This window comes from Streptomyces californicus (genome assembly GCF_000717645.1).
Lineage (GTDB): Bacteria > Actinomycetota > Actinomycetes > Streptomycetales > Streptomycetaceae > Streptomyces > Streptomyces californicus.
On record NZ_JNZZ01000013.1, the window covers coordinates 106,192 to 120,688 of the forward strand.

13 protein-coding genes are annotated in these 14,497 nt (G+C 73.7%); 6 read left to right on the forward strand and 7 right to left on the reverse strand.

All coding sequences use genetic code 11. The features are described 5' to 3' along the window. Nucleotides 1-85: 85 nt before the first annotated feature. Entirely contained in the window at nucleotides 86-2,518 is a 2,433-nt protein-coding gene (afsK, locus tag IF19_RS0118165) for a protein serine/threonine kinase AfsK (protein WP_030277589.1), read from the reverse strand. 374 nt (nucleotides 2,519-2,892) lie between these two features. After that, nucleotides 2,893-3,702: a VOC family protein gene (locus tag IF19_RS0118170; RefSeq protein ID WP_030112977.1), complete on the reverse strand. Its 810-nt coding sequence runs from the start codon at nucleotides 3,700-3,702 to the stop codon at nucleotides 2,893-2,895. A 499-nt stretch (nucleotides 3,703-4,201) separates the two neighbouring features. Between IF19_RS0118170 and IF19_RS0118175 the strand changes: the two genes are divergently transcribed. After that, nucleotides 4,202-4,849, forward strand: coding sequence for a TetR family transcriptional regulator (locus IF19_RS0118175; RefSeq protein WP_006126763.1), 648 nt, complete (start codon nucleotides 4,202-4,204; stop codon nucleotides 4,847-4,849). A gap of 173 nt (nucleotides 4,850-5,022) precedes the next feature. Here IF19_RS0118175 and IF19_RS0118180 read toward each other — a convergent pair whose 3' ends face one another. Continuing rightward, complete coding sequence (locus IF19_RS0118180) at nucleotides 5,023-5,484, reverse strand: nitroreductase/quinone reductase family protein (RefSeq protein ID WP_030112978.1); 462 nt, start codon at nucleotides 5,482-5,484, stop codon at nucleotides 5,023-5,025. Nucleotides 5,485-5,639: 155 nt separating this feature from the next. Then, nucleotides 5,640-6,956: an acyl-CoA dehydrogenase family protein gene (locus IF19_RS0118185; protein WP_078580654.1), complete on the reverse strand. Its 1,317-nt coding sequence runs from the start codon at nucleotides 6,954-6,956 to the stop codon at nucleotides 5,640-5,642. A 234-nt stretch (nucleotides 6,957-7,190) separates the two neighbouring features. Here IF19_RS0118185 and IF19_RS0118190 point away from each other — a divergent pair, with 234 nt between their 5' ends. After that, complete coding sequence (locus IF19_RS0118190) at nucleotides 7,191-8,381, forward strand: thiolase C-terminal domain-containing protein (protein WP_030112980.1); 1,191 nt, start codon at nucleotides 7,191-7,193, stop codon at nucleotides 8,379-8,381. Between the two features lie 52 nt (nucleotides 8,382-8,433). Here the strand turns inward: IF19_RS0118190 and IF19_RS0118195 are convergent, their stop codons facing one another. Further along, a complete protein-coding gene (locus tag IF19_RS0118195; RefSeq protein WP_229320073.1) occupies nucleotides 8,434-8,814 on the reverse strand; it encodes a PIN domain-containing protein in 381 nt (126 codons plus the stop codon). 16 nt (nucleotides 8,815-8,830) lie between these two features. Further along, nucleotides 8,831-9,109 (reverse strand): type II toxin-antitoxin system Phd/YefM family antitoxin, encoded by a 279-nt coding sequence (locus tag IF19_RS0118200; RefSeq protein WP_030112982.1) that lies wholly within the window; start codon nucleotides 9,107-9,109, stop codon nucleotides 8,831-8,833. A gap of 72 nt (nucleotides 9,110-9,181) precedes the next feature. Here IF19_RS0118200 and IF19_RS0118205 point away from each other — a divergent pair, with 72 nt between their 5' ends. The 3 genes from IF19_RS0118205 (at nucleotide 9,182) to pspAB (ending at nucleotide 11,534) form a co-directional block, all read left to right on the forward strand. Then, entirely contained in the window at nucleotides 9,182-9,913 is a 732-nt protein-coding gene (locus tag IF19_RS0118205) for a pyridoxine/pyridoxamine 5'-phosphate oxidase (protein ID WP_032748338.1), read from the forward strand. 87 nt (nucleotides 9,914-10,000) lie between these two features. Continuing rightward, nucleotides 10,001-10,909: a zinc metalloprotease HtpX gene (htpX, locus tag IF19_RS0118210; protein ID WP_030112984.1), complete on the forward strand. Its 909-nt coding sequence runs from the start codon at nucleotides 10,001-10,003 to the stop codon at nucleotides 10,907-10,909. Between the two features lie 37 nt (nucleotides 10,910-10,946). Continuing rightward, nucleotides 10,947-11,534 (forward strand): PspA-associated protein PspAB, encoded by a 588-nt coding sequence (pspAB, locus tag IF19_RS0118215; RefSeq protein ID WP_030112985.1) that lies wholly within the window; start codon nucleotides 10,947-10,949, stop codon nucleotides 11,532-11,534. 25 nt (nucleotides 11,535-11,559) lie between these two features. Here the strand turns inward: pspAB and IF19_RS0118220 are convergent, their stop codons facing one another. Next, on the reverse strand, nucleotides 11,560-12,777 hold the full coding sequence (locus IF19_RS0118220) for a cytochrome P450 family protein (protein ID WP_030112986.1): 1,218 nt from the start codon (nucleotides 12,775-12,777) through the stop codon (nucleotides 11,560-11,562). 346 nt (nucleotides 12,778-13,123) lie between these two features. Here IF19_RS0118220 and IF19_RS0118230 point away from each other — a divergent pair, with 346 nt between their 5' ends. Then, nucleotides 13,124-14,374 (forward strand): cytochrome P450, encoded by a 1,251-nt coding sequence (locus tag IF19_RS0118230; RefSeq protein ID WP_136975139.1) that lies wholly within the window; start codon nucleotides 13,124-13,126, stop codon nucleotides 14,372-14,374. Nucleotides 14,375-14,497 lie beyond the last annotated feature (123 nt).

Here is a 14,497-nt window from a genome sequence, read left to right on the forward strand (position 1 = left end):
GGACGTACGTCCTCGAACGCCGGGCGGGCCGGAGGTGCGCCGGGTGGGCCCGATGTGGGCCCGGGGCCTGGAGGGGGCAGTGGGCTCAGGTGCGGGCCCGGTTGCCGGTGCCTGTGCCCTTCAGGGCGTCCAGTGCGTAGACGCAGCGGTCCTTGCTGCACGCGTACACCACGCCCGCCTGGGCCACCGGCGATCCCGTGATCTCCCCGCCCGTCGCAAGCTTCCAGCGGAGCTGGCCGCCCGCCGCGTCGAGGGTGTACAGCACGTGGTCCGCCGAGCCGAAGTGGATCCGGCCGTCGGCCACCACCGGCGCGCCCACCACGTCGCCGCCCGCCGCGAAGCGCCACTTCGGGGTGCCGGTGACCGCGTCCAGGGTGTACAGCGCGCTGCCGCTGCCGACGTGCACGTTGCCCACCGCGACCAGCACCGGCTCGATGGACGAACGCGCCTCCGTGGCGATCCGCCAGCGGTCCTTGCCGGTCGTCGCGTCCAGCGCGTACACGGTGCCGAGGTAGTCCGCGAGGTAGACCCCGCCGCCGGTCACCGCCGGGCCCGGCGCGAACGCGGGCGGCGACAGGAACACCGCCGGGGCCTCGAAGTGCCAGCGCACCCGGCCGGAACCGGTCTCCACCGCCAGCACCCGGGTGCCCGCCGCGATGTAGACGTAGCCGTCCTGGGCCGGGGTGACCCGGACCGGGACGCCGCCGCAGGAGGCCGCGTCGCCGATGGGGTACGACCAGCGCTCGATGCCCGTACGGGCGTCCAGCGCGCGCAGCCGGGCGTCCTGCCAGATGTACACCGTGCCGTCGTGGATGACCGGCCCGGCCTCCGCCGTCTCGAAGTCGCTCTGCGCGCCGGTGACCTCCCACAGCTTGTCGCCGTTGGTGGCCTCCCAGCCCTGGACGCCGCCGCCCCGGGTCGCGGTCAGCACCGTGCCCCGGTCGGCCTTGAGCGCGTACACCCAGGCGTCGGTCGGCAGGCGCCACTGCTCCGCGCCGCTCGCCGCGTCCAGCGCGTACAGCGACGGGCCGTCCGACGCGTGGATGCGGCCGCCCTCGACGGCCATCGCCCAGGCGACGTCCCGGGTCTTGAACTGGCGCCGCCCGTTGCCCACGTCCAGCGCGTGAACCTCGAAGGACGTCACGTACAGCAGGTCGCCGGAGACGACGGGGGTGCCCCACACGTCGTTGGACATGCGGAACCGCCAGGGCCGCCAGCGGTCCGGGACCGGCGCCGAGCCGTCCGGGGCGGTACCGGGGGCCGGGACCGGGGCGGTGGCGGCGGAGCCGGTGGCGGGCGCGGAACCGTTCACTCCCGCGGGTGGCCGGACCCAGCCGGTCGCGGCGGCCGGATGCGCGGCGGCGGCCCCGCGCACCTCGCCCGCGCGCGGTCCGGGGCCGATCGGCACCTTCGCGCCGGCGAGCTGGACGGGCCCGCCGTCCGTGGCCGCGGCGACGGCGGAGGCCGGTCCCGCTGTCCCGGCCAGCGGCGACGGCGAGGCCAGCGGGGAGGTGGAGCGCAGATCGGCCCCGCTGCGCCAGGCGGTGTCCCGCTCGGGCGCCCGGGGCGGCTGCCTCGGGGGCGGCGGGGGCGCCACCGGGGCGGCGGGCAGCGCGGTGCGCCCGCCGCCCCGGCGGGCCTCGATCATCGCGGTGGCCCGGGACGGGAGCCAGGCGGAGGCCGTACCGCTGTCGTCACTGCCGGAGGCGAAGAGGTGCGGGGCGAGCTGGGCCTGGAGGTCGGCGGGGCTGGGCCGCCGGGTGGCGTCCATCTGCATGCAGGACTCGATCAGCGGCCGCAGGTCGTCGGGCAGCCCCTCCAGGTCGGGCCCCTCGCGCAGCAGCATGAACACCGTCTCGACCGGGTTGGCCCCGTGGAAGGGGGCGTGCCCGGTGGCGGCGAAGACGAGGGTGGAGCCCAGCGAGAAGACGTCGCTGGCCCCGGTGACGCTGCGGGAGTCCCGGGCCTGCTCCGGCGACATGTACGCGGGCGTGCCGACGGCGACGTTCGTCATGGTCAGCCGGGTGTTGGAGACGCCGGACGCGATGCCGAAGTCGATCACCCGGGGGCCGTCCTCGACGACGAGGACGTTCGACGGCTTCAGGTCGCGGTGGACGAGGCCCGCGCCGTGGATGGACTGGAGGGCCTCGGCGATGCCGGCGGCCAGCCAGCGCACGGCCTGGGTCGGCATGGGCCCGCACTCGTTCACTATCTCTTCGAGCGAGGGGGCGGGCACGTAGGCGGTGGCGAGCCAGGGCACGGCGGCGCGGGGGTCGGCGTCGACCACGGCGGCGGTGTAGAAGCCGCTGACCGCGCGGGCGGCCTCGACCTCGCGCGTGAAGCGGACCCGGAAGAGCTGGTCCTCGGCGAGCTCGGTCCGCACCGTCTTGATCGCCACGCGCCGGCCGGACGCCGAGCGCGCGAGATAGACCAGCCCCATGCCGCCGGCGCCGAGCCGTCCCAGCACCTCGAACGGGCCGATCCGTCTCGGGTCGTGCTGCGTCAGCTGCTCCACCACTTGCCTGCCACCTCCCCGTAACGGACCTCGGCGACGAAGTCCGCGGATTACCGCCGGTCGAATCCCACCCTGTTCAGCGCGCCCCTGTGCAGGGTCTCACCACTGGGCATCGCCTGGCGGTACGCACCCCGATTCTTCCCTTCCCGGCCGCCGGTTGCGAACCCGGGGGCGGATCGGGGTGTCCCATGTCACTTCGTCCCGTATCCCCGCACACCGGGCCGCGCGCGGTCGCCCGGACAGCCCCGGGCGCTCCCGTCCCGTACGGCCCCTGGGCGCTTCCCGTACGGCCTCGACGGCTACTGCGGGGGCGGCCCGGCGGTTACGGGAGGAGTGCGGGCCACGGGAGGAGTGCGGGCCACCGGCGGGAGTGCGGGCTACGGGAGGAGTTCGGTGGGCTGCAGGACGGCGAAGACGGCGCCCTGGTCGTCGTGGAGGACGGCCATCCGTCCGTAGGGGATGTCGAAGGGCGGCTGGGCGACCCGCCCGCCGAGCCGCACCGTCAGTTCGGCTGCGGCGTCGCAGTCGGCGACGGCGAAGTAGACGAGGAAGTAGCTGGGCAGCTCGGCCGGGAAGGCGTCCGTGATGACGCTGCGGCCGCCGATCGCGGTGTCCGGGCCGGGTTCGACGCCCTCGGGGGACCACATGCGGAAGTCGACCAGGGCCTCCGCGTCGTCGGAGACGTCGTGACCGGTCTCGTCCAGGTCGGTGCCCCGGAAGCCGAAGACCTTCTCGTAGAAGGGGTCCACCCGGTCCGGCTGCCGGGTGTACACCTCGGTCCAGCAGAAGGAGCCGGGTTCGTTCTGCTTCTCGAAGCCCTCGCGCTCCTCCGGCTGCCAGAGTCCGAAGACCGCGCCTCCGGGGTCGGCCGCCTGGGCCACGATCCCGGCGCGGCCCGCCCGGACCGGCTCGGTGATGATCTGGCCGCCGTGCTCGCGGATCGCGGCGACGGTGGCCCGGATGTCGTCGGTGGCGAAGTAGACGCCCCAGGTCGTGGGCATCCGGCCGTCCTTCTTGGCGGCGAGAGCGGCCACCAGGCGGCCCCCGCTGAACGCGTCGGCGAAGGGCATGCCGTCGCCCGCCCGGAAGGTCCAGCCGAAGAGTCCGCCGTAGAAGCGCTTGCCCGCTTCGAGGTCGGAGAGCTGCACGTCCGCCCAGCACGGCGCGGAATGCGCGAATGCGGCCATGGGACCGGGTCCTTCCGTCGCGGTGGCGCGGTGACGTGTTCGCGTGCTCACGTACGGACCTGTTCACGTGCTGACCCGCTCACGTGCTCGCGTACCGATGTGCTCACGTGCTCACGCGGCGAGGCAGTGATGTGGTGATGCCCGTCACAGTCAACGTAGCGTCGCACCCGGACCCGCGCGCCCCGAACGCACCCATAGGGAACGTTTGCCCGATCGGTGAAGGGGGCGTCCACTCCATGAACGAAGGTTGTCCACCGGCGTTGTCCACAGGCTGTTGATAACACTTACGCCGGACCGCACCTCCGCCTCACCGGCCTGACGCCGCACCGCCTCCGGCTCCGGCGAACCCCGCCCGCGGGCCCGGCGCCGCCCATCCGCACCCCGCGTGTCGGCGGCCGAAAAGCATCGCTCGCTGCCCCCACACCCCGCTGATCCTGGGGCGTTCCCCATTTGCAGTCGGCCGAATCGCGCTCCCGACACCCCTCGGTAAGCTGACGGCATGACAGGACAAGTACGCACCGTCGACGGCCGCGTGGCCGGTCGACGCGGTCAGGCGACGCGGCAGAAGTTGCTCGACTGCCTCAGCGAGATGCTCAGCTCCTCGCCGTACCGGGACGTCAAAGTCATCGACGTCGCCCGGAAGGCCGGGACTTCACCCGCGACTTTCTACCAGTACTTCCCCGACGTGGAGGGCGCCGTCCTCGAAATCGCCGAGGAGGTCGCCAAGGAGGGGGCCGGACTGACCGAACTGGTCGCCGGCCGCTCGTGGGTCGGCAAGGCCGGCTGGACGACCTCCGAGCAACTCGTCGAGGGGTTCCTCGACTTCTGGCGCCACAACGACGCGATCCTCCGCGTGATCGACCTCGGCGCGGCCGAGGGTGACAAGCGGTTCTACAAGATCCGCATGAAGATCCTGAACTCGGTCACCAACTCGCTCACGGATTCCGTGAAGGAGCTCCAGAGCAAGGGCAAGGTCGACAAGGACGTCAGCCCCGCGGCGATGGCGGGTTCCCTGGTGGCGATGCTGGCGGCGGTCGCCTCGCACCAGAAGGGCTTCACCACCTGGGGCGTGAAGCAGGCCGAACTGCGGCCCAACCTGGCGCTGTTGGTCCACCTCGGCATCACCGGCAAGAAGCCGACGAAGTAAGCGGGCCGGGGCGCGGGGACCGATCGGTCCCGTACGCCCCGGCTGCCGGATGCCCACGTCGGCCACGTCGGCCGCGTCCTCCACGTCCTGTCTCACCGGCGGCGGACCGCCCGCGCACCCAGCGGGCGGTCCGCCGTCGGCGTACCCGGGGCGGGTCTCGGCCCGCCCACCCCCTACCGGCGCTCCAGCCGGAACAGCCGGATCTCCCGCTCCAGCCGCCGCTGGTACGCCGCGTACGGCGGCCAGAACACGAGCGCCGCCTCCCATACCCGGGCCCGCTCCTCGCCCTCCAGCAGGGTCGCGCGTACGGGGATGTCCCGGCCGCGCCAGTTGACGACGGCCTCGTCCGGGCGGGCCAGCAGGTTGGCGGTCCAGGCCGGGTGACCGGTGCGGCCGAAGTTGCTGCCGACCAGGATCCAGGCGCCCTCCACCTTCCCCTCCGGCATGCAGGCGAGCGGGGTCGTCCTCGGGCGGCCCGTGCGCGCCCCGGGCACCGTGAGGACGAGCCCCGGCAGCATCCGGGCGCTGAGCAGCACCTTTCCCCGGGTGAGCCGGTGCACGGCCCGGTCCAGGACGGGCACCACGTGCGGGGCGGTCCGGGCGAAGGCGCGGGTCGCGGAGACCCGCTGGACCAGCCGGACACCCCGGCCGGGCGCCGGGGCGGACCCGCTGGCGCGGTCTCGGGAGTGGGCTCGGTCGCGGTCGCGGTCGTGGGTGCGGGCTCGGTCGTGGGCTCGGTCGCGGTCGCGGTCACGGTCGTGGTCGCGGTCGTGGTCGCGGTCGTGGGCCATCACACGCCCGCCCCGTGCGCGGAGCCCGCCCGCGACGCGACGCCCGGCGGCGACGCGGAGCCCGCCCCGGCCTCAGCACCGGACGCGGCCCCGGGCCCGGCGAGCGCCGTCGTCGCGGCGAGCGCCGTCGCCCCGGCGGCGGGGGTCACCCGATCGGCCCCGAAGAGGCCGGCCCGTCGCGCCGCGTGGTCGCGCAGCCGGTGGACCGGGCCGAACAGCAGCTCGTCGCCGGCCGCCCGCTTGAAGTAGCGGTGCGCCACGTGTTCCCAGGTGAAGCCGATGCCGCCGTGCAACTGGATGGCCTCGCCGGTGGTGATCCGGGCCGCCTCCAGCGCCTGGGCGAGGGCGAGCGGTCCGGCCTCCGGGTCGCGGGCGGCGTGGTAGGCGGCGGACCGGGCCGCCTCGACCCGTACGTACAGGTCGGCGATGCGGTGCTTGACGGCCTGGAACGACCCGACGGGCCTGCCGAACTGCTCGCGCGTCTTCACGTACTCCACGGTGCGCTCCAGGGCGCTCGCCGCCGTCCCGACCGCTTCGGCGGCGAGGAGCGCGGCGACCGTGCGACCGGTGGCGGCGAGAGCCCCGGCCGCGTCGGCGGTGCCGTCCGCGCCGAGGAGTTCGGCGGGCGCCTCGCGCAGTTCGACGCGGGCCAGGGGGCGGGTCTCGTCGAGGGCGGTGAGCCGGGTGCGGACCACCCCGGGCGCGTCGCCGGGGACCAGGAACAGCTGCGTACGGCTGCGCGGGTAGCCCCCGGTGTGGGCGGCGACCACGAGCAGCCCGGCGCTGTGCCCGTCCAGGACCCGTTCGGCCTCCCCGTAGAGCAGCCGGGCGCCCCGCTCCTCGCGGGCCTGGATCCCCCCGGCCCGGCCGCCGCCCGCCCAGGCCCCGTCGAGGTTGTCGCCGATGAGGCCGAGGGCGAGGGCGAGCGAGCCGCCGGGCAGGACCAGGGCGGCGGTGAGGTCGCCGGCGGCGATCCGGGGCAGCAGGGCGGCCCGCTGGTCCGGGGTGCCGAGGGCGGCGATCAGGGGCGCGGCGAGGCTGGAGGTGGCGAGCAGCGGTGTGGGCAGCAGGGCGCGCCCGGCCTCCTCGCACACGAGGGCCGACTCGGTGGCCCCGCAGCCGGCCCCGCCGTACTCCTCCGGGAGCGCGAGGCCCGGCAGCCCGAGCTCCTCGGCGAGCCTGCGCCACAGGTCCGGGTCGTGGCCCTCGGCGGTGCGCACCGCGGCGGGGATCGCTTCGGGCCCTCCGCTCCGGGCGAGGAGGTCTCTCAGCGTGCGGCGGATCGCGTGCTGCTCTGCGGTGAGGGCGGCGTCCATCGGCGGGCTCCCTTCCCCTCGGGGACCGACGGCCCCACGAACTGACGCCCCATCACATTAGGTCCAGAGCACGGCATTTCACAGATGCGCGCAGCAACGGGCGGCGCGACCGTCAGGCGTACGAGGTCACGGCATCGCGGAGCCGAGGAGCCACGGGGGGCACGCACTTCGGGCTTGCGGGACTACGGGCCCACAGGGTTGCGGCAACCACTATCTGATGTACCGTCAGATTTCATGACCTCTGCCCCCCGAGCCTCCTCCTCCCGCCCCCGCCGGGTCGCCGTCGTCGGTGTGGCGCTCGCGGACTGCGGTCGCGTCGACGACGCCACCCCGTACGCCCTGCACGCCCAGGCCGCCCGCCGCGCCCTCGCCGACTCCGGCCTCGACCGCTCGGTCGTGGACGGCTTCGCCTCCGCCGGGCTCGGGGCCCTCGCCCCGGTGGAGGTCGCCGAGTACCTGGGGCTGCGGCCCACCTGGATCGACTCGACGGCGGTGGGCGGGGCCACCTGGGAGGTGATGGCCGCCCACGCGGCGGACGCCGTCGCGGCGGGGCGGGCGCGCGCGGTGCTCCTGGTGTACGGCTCGACGGCGCGGGCCGACATCAGGGCGGGCCGCCGCACGTCGAACCTGTCCTTCGGGGCGCGGGGCCCGCTCCAGTTCGAAGTGCCGTACGGCCACAGCCTGATCGCCAAGTACGCGATGGCCGCCCGCCGCCACATGCACCAGTACGGCACGACGCTGGAGCAGCTCGCGGAGGTGGCGGTGACGGCGCGGGCGAACGCGGCGGCGAACCCGGAGGCGATGTTCCGGGAGCCGGTCACGGTGGACGAGGTGCTGGCGGGACCGATGATCGCGGACCCGTTCACCAAGCTGCACTGCTGCGTCCGCAGCGACGGGGGGTGCGCGGTGCTCCTGGCCGCCGAGGAGTACGTACCGGACACGGCGAAGGCTCCGGTGTGGGTGCTCGGCACCGGGGAGCACACCTCCCACGCCACGATGTCCGAGTGGGAGGACTTCACGGTCTCCCCGGCCGCCGTGTCCGGCCGCCTCGCGTTCGAGCGGGCCGGGGTGGGACCTGCCGATGTCGATCTGGCGGAGATCTATGACGCGTTCACGTACATGACGCTGGTGACCTTGGAGGACCTGGGGTTCTGCGCCAAGGGCGAAGGCGGCGCGTTCGTGGAGAAGGGCCGCACCGGTCTGCGCGGCGAGCTCCCGGTGAACACGGACGGCGGCGGCCTCTCCGCCTGCCACCCCGGGATGCGCGGGCTGTTCCTGCTGGTGGAAGCGGTCCGGCAACTGCGCGGCGAGGCGGGGGCTCGCCAGGTCCGCAAGGCCGGGGACCGCCTCCCGGAGCTGGCGGTGGCGTCGGGGACGGGCGGCTGGTTCTGCTCGTCGGGGACGGTGGTGCTGGGGCGGGGGTGAGCGGGGGCGAGCGCGTGCCAAGGCGGGCGGAGTAGGGGCCGGGGCCTCGACTTCACAGCCCGATGACGGTGACCGAGTGCTCCAGTCCCTTGAAGTCGTCGGGGTTGCGGGTGAAAAGCGGCAGGCCCCGGACCGATGCGATGGACGCGATCATCAGGTCCATACGGCGCGGCCGGGGGTCGCGCCGGGCCGCGACAACGAGAGCGGCAAGGGTTCCGTACCGTGCGGCGGCGTCCCCGTCGAAGGGCAGCGGTTCGAAGTCCGCCACGGCCGCGCCCAGCTTCTCCATCCGGGCCGCCCGGACCAGCGGGTCCCTGGCCATGGCCACACCCTGCTGGAGTTCGGCCAGGGAGACCGCCGTCAGGGCGGGCAGCATGGGCAGCCGCTCCGGCTCCAGCAAGCCGAGGTCGATGTACGTACAGGTGTCAAGCACTCCCGTGCGGTGCCGCTCAGCCACCGTCGCGCCCCCACGCATCGTCGTCACCGACCCGGTCCTCCGTGCCCAGGAACTCGTCCGCCTCACGGCGCAGCAGGCCGCTGTCCACCTGCGGCAGTCGACGGTGGCGAGCCACGAGTTCCTCCGCGCCAAGCTGTCGCTTGCGGTTGAGCGGGCGCAATTCAGCGACCTCTACGCCGTTCCGGGTGATGTGAAAGGTCTCCCCCGCCTCCACGGCGTCCATGACCTCGGCGGACTTGTTGCGGAACTCCCTCTGCGTGATGGTCTTCATCTCCTCATCGTAGCGCGGCGTGTCTCAGCGTGCTACGCACCTTTCCCCGACCCCGTGCGGTCCAATGGCCTGATGAGCGTCCACACGGAGCCCGTCCTCCCCGCCGCCTTCGACGACCTCCTGCACGCCCAGCGCGTCTGGGACACCGAGCTGCCCGCCTTCGATCCGGAGCCGGCCCCGCCCGCCCCTCTCCCCCTCTTCCACGCCTGGTTCGCCGAGGCCGTGGCCGCCGGGCAGACCGAGCCGCACGCGATGTCCCTGGCCACGGTGGACGCCGAGGGCCTGCCCGACGTCCGCACGCTGCTCCTGCACGGCGCGGACGAGCGCGGCTTCCACTTCGCCACCCACGCCACCAGCGCCAAGGGCCACCAGCTCGCCGCCCACCCGCACGCGGCCCTCGGCTTCTACTGGCCCGCGCAAGGCCGGCAGGTACGGGTGCGGGGCCCGGTCGTCCGCTGCACGCCCGCCGAGAGCCACGCCGACCTGCACGCCCGGTCCACGGGGGCGCTCGCCGCGGCCCTGACCGGGGCGCAGAGCGAGGTCGTCGGATCGGTGGCGGAGCTGCACCGGGCGGCGGACGCGGCCTGGGAGCGGGCGACGGCGGAACCGGATGCGGAGGCCCCGACCTGGACCCGGTACGTGGTCGAGCCGGCCGAGGTGGAGTTCTTCCAGGGCGACGCCCGGCGCCGGCACATCCGGCTGCGCTACCGCCGCGCCGGGGACGGAGACGGGGACAGGGGCAGGGGCAGGGCCGGGGGCGGGGCGGCGGGCGTCGGCTGGACCCGCGAGCTGCTCTGGCCCTGAACGGCCCGGCCCAGTCACTTAACCCGGTTTCAACAAGAAAGGGGCACTATGGGAGGCAGGTGAGAGGTGAGCTGTTGGGAGGCACCGATGCCACGAGCCCGTTCGCGCTATGCCCCGGACCGGGGCCTGACCGGCCGCATGGTCACCACCATGTTCCTGATCGGCCTGCTCTACGTCGTCTTCGTGGGCGTGCTCCTCGCGGCCCTGCGGGGCTCCTGGCCGATCATCCTGATCATCACGGGCGGCATGTTCGTCGCCCAGTTCTGGTTCAGCGACCGGATCGCCGCCTACGGGATGGGGGCTCGCGAGGTCACCCCCGAACAGGCCCCCGAGCTGCACGGCACCATCGACCGCATCTGCGCCCTGGCGGACATGCCGAAGCCCCGGGTCGCCATCGCCGAGAGCGACGTACCGAACGCGTTCGCCACCGGCCGCAGCGAGAAGACCGCCCTGGTGTGCGCGACGACGGGACTGCTGCGCCGGCTGGAGCCGGAGGAGCTGGAAGGGGTCCTCGCCCACGAGATGTCGCACGTCACGCACCGGGACGTCGCGGTCATGACGATCGCCTCGTTCCTCGGCGTGCTGGCGGGCATCATCACCCGGATCGCCCTGTGGGGCGGGTTCGCCCGCAGCCGGCCGGGGAACGACCCGGCCGGCATCCTGCTCCTGCTCATCCCGCTGATCAGCGCCGTCGTCTACGCGATCAGCTTCCTGCTGACCCGGCTGCTCTCCCGCTACCGCGAGCTGTCCGCCGACCGGGCCGCCGCCCTGCTCACCGGGCGCCCCTCGGCGCTCGCCTCGGCCCTGACGAAGGTCAGCGGGCAGATGGCCCGCATCCCGACGGAGGACCTGCGGAAGGCGGAGCCGTACAACGCTTTCTACTTCCTGCCGGCGTTCTCGGCGAAGGAGTCGCTGGGGCGGATGTTCTCCACGCACCCGACGCTGGAACAGCGCCTGGACCAGCTCTCCCGCATCTCCACCGACCTGTCCCGCTGAACCGTCCGCACCATCGAGCCTTGGAGGAGTGAAGCCCGTGGGCCTGCTCGACGCGATCCTGGGCCGGAGCAAACCGGTCCGCCCCGACCTCGACCAGCTCTTCGCCGTCCCGTCCGCCGCCCTCACCCTCCAGGCCGCCACCGGCTTCACCCCGACCGGGCGGGGCTCGGTCTGCTTCGCAGGCGTGGAGGGCGGCGGTTTCGCCCGGCTCCAGGAGGACGTACGGGAGCTGCTGGACGCGGACACGGAGCGCGGCGGCATCCCGGTGGAGTTCAGCCGGGACGCGTACGGCTACACCTGGCTCCTGGCCACCCACCCGGCCGACGACACGGCGAGCCTGGTCAACGACCTGCACGCGGTGAACACGCTCCTCCAGGACGGCGGCTTCGGCCCGCACCTGCTCTGCTCGCTGATCGGCTTCCGCCACCCGGCGGACGGCCGGTCGCTGGCGCTGGTCTACCTCTACAAGCGCGGCACGTTCTACCCGTTCGCCCCGCTCCCCGGCGACGCGGAGAAGCGCGACAACCCACGCGAACTCCAGGTCCGCGGCGCCCTCGGCGACGACCTCCGCGTGGAGAAGGACCTGTCCCGGTGGTTCCCGGTGTGGGGGGCGCCGGGGCTGTGAGCCCCTGAGGCAGCCGCACGGCGCCTCACCAGCGGACCGGAACCTTCCGCTCCCCCTGGGCGAAGAGCCCGGAGAACCGGCCCCCCGACCTCCCGTCCGGGCCGAGCGTCGGGCAGCGGGAGAGGAGGGTACGGAAGACGATGCGCCCTTCGAGGCGCGCGAGCGGGGCGCCCAGGCAGTAGTGGACACCGTGACCGAACGCCAGGTGGCCCCGGTCCCCGGTCCCCGTACGGCGGATGTCGAAGCGGCCCGGTGCGGTGAAGCGGGCCGGGTCCCGGCCGGCGTCCCCCAGGACGATCAGGACCACGGCACCCGCGGGCACGTGCCGGCCGCCGATCTCCACCGGCTCCACGGCCACACGCGGCGGCGCGGTCTCCACCGGGGCGTCGTAGCGCAGCATCTCCTCCACCGCACCCTCCACGAGGGCGTCCAGGTCGCTGCGGAGGAGGGCGAACTGGTCGGGGTGGGCGAAGAGCGCGCGGACGCCCTTGCACAGGAAGTTCACCGTGGACTCGTGCCCGGCCAGGAGCAGCAGGAGCGCCGTCGAGAGCAACTCGTCCTCGCTCATCCGGTCCCCGCCCTCGTCGACCGTGTGGATCAGGTCGCTGAGCAGGTCGTCCGCCGGTGCCGCTCGCTTGGCGGCGATCAGCCCGCCGAGATACGGCACCGCCTCCGCCTGCGCCGCCCGCGCCGCCTCGGCGCCGGTGGGTGCGGTGATCTCGTCGGACCACCCCCGGAAGGCGTCCCGGTCCAGGTCCGGAATGCCGAGCAGTTCGCAGATGACGGTCATCCGCAGCGGGTAGGCCAGCGCTTCCACGAGGTCGGCTCGGCGGTCCTCTGCGGCGAGCATGGCGGTCACCAGCGCGTCGGTGACGTCCTGGATGTGCGGGACGAGAGCGGCGACGCGGCGCGGGGTGAAGGCGCGGGCGACCAGCCGCCGCAACCGGGTGTGGTCCGGCGGATCGCTCAGCAGCATGTGGGCGTTGCCGGGGCCGTCGGTGGCGGGCGGGGCTTCGAGACCGGTGGCCAGGTGCCCGTTGCGCGGCCAGTCACGGCTGAGCCGGGGGTCGGTGAGCGCCTCCCGGCAGGCGTCATGGCCGACGACGAGCCAGAACCGGTCCTTCTCCCCCGCACGGATCTCGTGAACAGGCCCTCTGGCCCGCAGCACGGCATAGGCGCGATACGGATCGGAACCGAAATCCGGATCGATGTCGAGGAGATCGACTGCGGCCGGTTCCGTCACAACAGCTCCCCCTGACGGGTTCGGACGGGACCGTTCGGATCGCCCGGCCACTTTATCCCGTCAACTTTTCTGCCGTGATGGTGAGTTGTTGAAACTTTTCCCGTAACTCTGTTTATCAACAGCACCCTTTGGCTATGCCTCAGACCGTTGCTGTTCCCCGTGACAGAGGAGGCGTCCGATGGCCAAGCGCATGCTGTACAAGGCCGCGAGCAAGCTCGGCTTCACGACCAAGGGAGCCGCCGGGGCCTACCCCTGGATCCCGTAACACCCGCAGCACGTCAGGCTTGACGGACGGCCCGGCCCCGCCTGTCGGGACCGGGCCGTTCTCCGATCCAGGGGTGTCACGTTGACCGAACAGACCATGCCCCGGCCCCCGGTCTCCGCGGGAGCGACCCAGGCCGGGCTGATGGAGCAGTACGAGAAGGACCGCCTCGGCCATCTCCTGGCCTCGGTCGAACGGCACGGCCCGGTGGTGGAGCTGACCGAGGGCACCGTCCTGGTGAACGACCCGGCCGCCGTCCACGACGTCCTCCGCCGCACCAACACCGACTTCCTCGTCACCGGCAACATCCGGCGCGACGAGGTCAGCGGAGTGCGCGGCGACCCGGCCACCGAGGCGTGGATGCGGGGCCGGCGCGCCACTCAGAAAGGCATGTCGCCCCCGGCGCTGGAGGCCCACCGGGCCTGGCTGACCGAGGAGACCGAACGGCTGTGCGACCGGTGGCGGGCCCGCCCCTCCGTCGCCGACCCCGTCGCCGAACTGGAACTGCTCTCCGCCCGCTCCTTCGCCCGCTTCTGCTTCGGCACCCGCGACGCCGGATCCGCCGCCCCGCGCACCGGCGACCTGCTGAACGCGCTGACCCCGCTGATCAGCAGCCCGTTCCATTTCCCGCCCGCCGTCCGCCGCTTCCTGCCCCGCTACCGCCGCTCGGTCAGCGCGCAGAAGAACCTGGAGGCGGAGCTGCGACGGGTGCTCGACGGGCCGGGCGAGGGCGGGCTCGTCGACGCACTGGCCGCCGCCGGACTGGACGCCGAGGCAACCGTACGCATGCTGGTCTCCAACGGCCTGGCCTCCTACCGGGTCCCGGCAGCCGCCGTCACCTGGGCCTTGGTGGCGCTGGCCCGCGAGCCGGAGGTCTCCGAGGAGTGCGCCGCCGCCGTGAACCCGGACGGCACAGCCGTGCCGGACATCCTGCGCTGGACGATCGCCGAATCGCTGCGCCTGTGGCCGCCCAACTGGCTGATCCTGCGTACGGCCAACGGCGAGCAGAACTGCGGCGGGTGGAGCGTACCGGCGGGTGCGGCGGTCATGATCTCGCCGTACGTCGTGCACCGCACCGCACCGGTGTTCACCGACCCCCTGACGTTTCGCCCGCACCGCTGGGCGTCGCTCCAGCCGACCGCGGGGGAGTACCTCCCGTACGGCATCGGCAGCCGCTGGTGCGTCGGCAAGGCGCTGGCCGACCTGGAGCTGGCCACCGTCCTGTCCACCCTCGTGGCCCGGTTCCGCTTCACCGTGGACCACATGGACCCGCTGCCGGACGTGAGGACGACGCTGCTCCCGGCCCGCCTCACCCTGGGGCTACGGGCCCGCTGACAGTGGCGTGGTCCGGGAACGCGGACCGGGTCGCCAGGGCGACGGCGGAGCCGGGGCCAGCGGTGACCCCGGAGCCGCGGATGTGGACGGTGTGCGGCGGCCTCCACCCACGCGCCGCCCTCG

Bases quoted from the DNA above. Each gene is read 5' to 3' on its own strand.
- IF19_RS0118170 (WP_030112977.1), bottom strand. From the start codon at position 3,702: ATGGCCGCATTCGCGCATTCCGCGCCGTGCTGGGCGGACGTGCAGCTC.
- IF19_RS0118205 (WP_032748338.1), top strand. From the start codon at position 9,182: ATGAGCGTCCACACGGAGCCCGTCCTCCCCGCCGCCTTCGACGACCTC.
- IF19_RS0118175 (WP_006126763.1), top strand. From the start codon at position 4,202: ATGACAGGACAAGTACGCACCGTCGACGGCCGCGTGGCCGGTCGACGC.
- IF19_RS0118190 (WP_030112980.1), top strand. From the start codon at position 7,191: ATGACCTCTGCCCCCCGAGCCTCCTCCTCCCGCCCCCGCCGGGTCGCC.
- htpX (WP_030112984.1), top strand. From the start codon at position 10,001: ATGCCACGAGCCCGTTCGCGCTATGCCCCGGACCGGGGCCTGACCGGC.
- IF19_RS0118185 (WP_078580654.1), bottom strand. From the start codon at position 6,956: ATGGACGCCGCCCTCACCGCAGAGCAGCACGCGATCCGCCGCACGCTG.
- IF19_RS0118200 (WP_030112982.1), bottom strand. From the start codon at position 9,109: ATGAAGACCATCACGCAGAGGGAGTTCCGCAACAAGTCCGCCGAGGTC.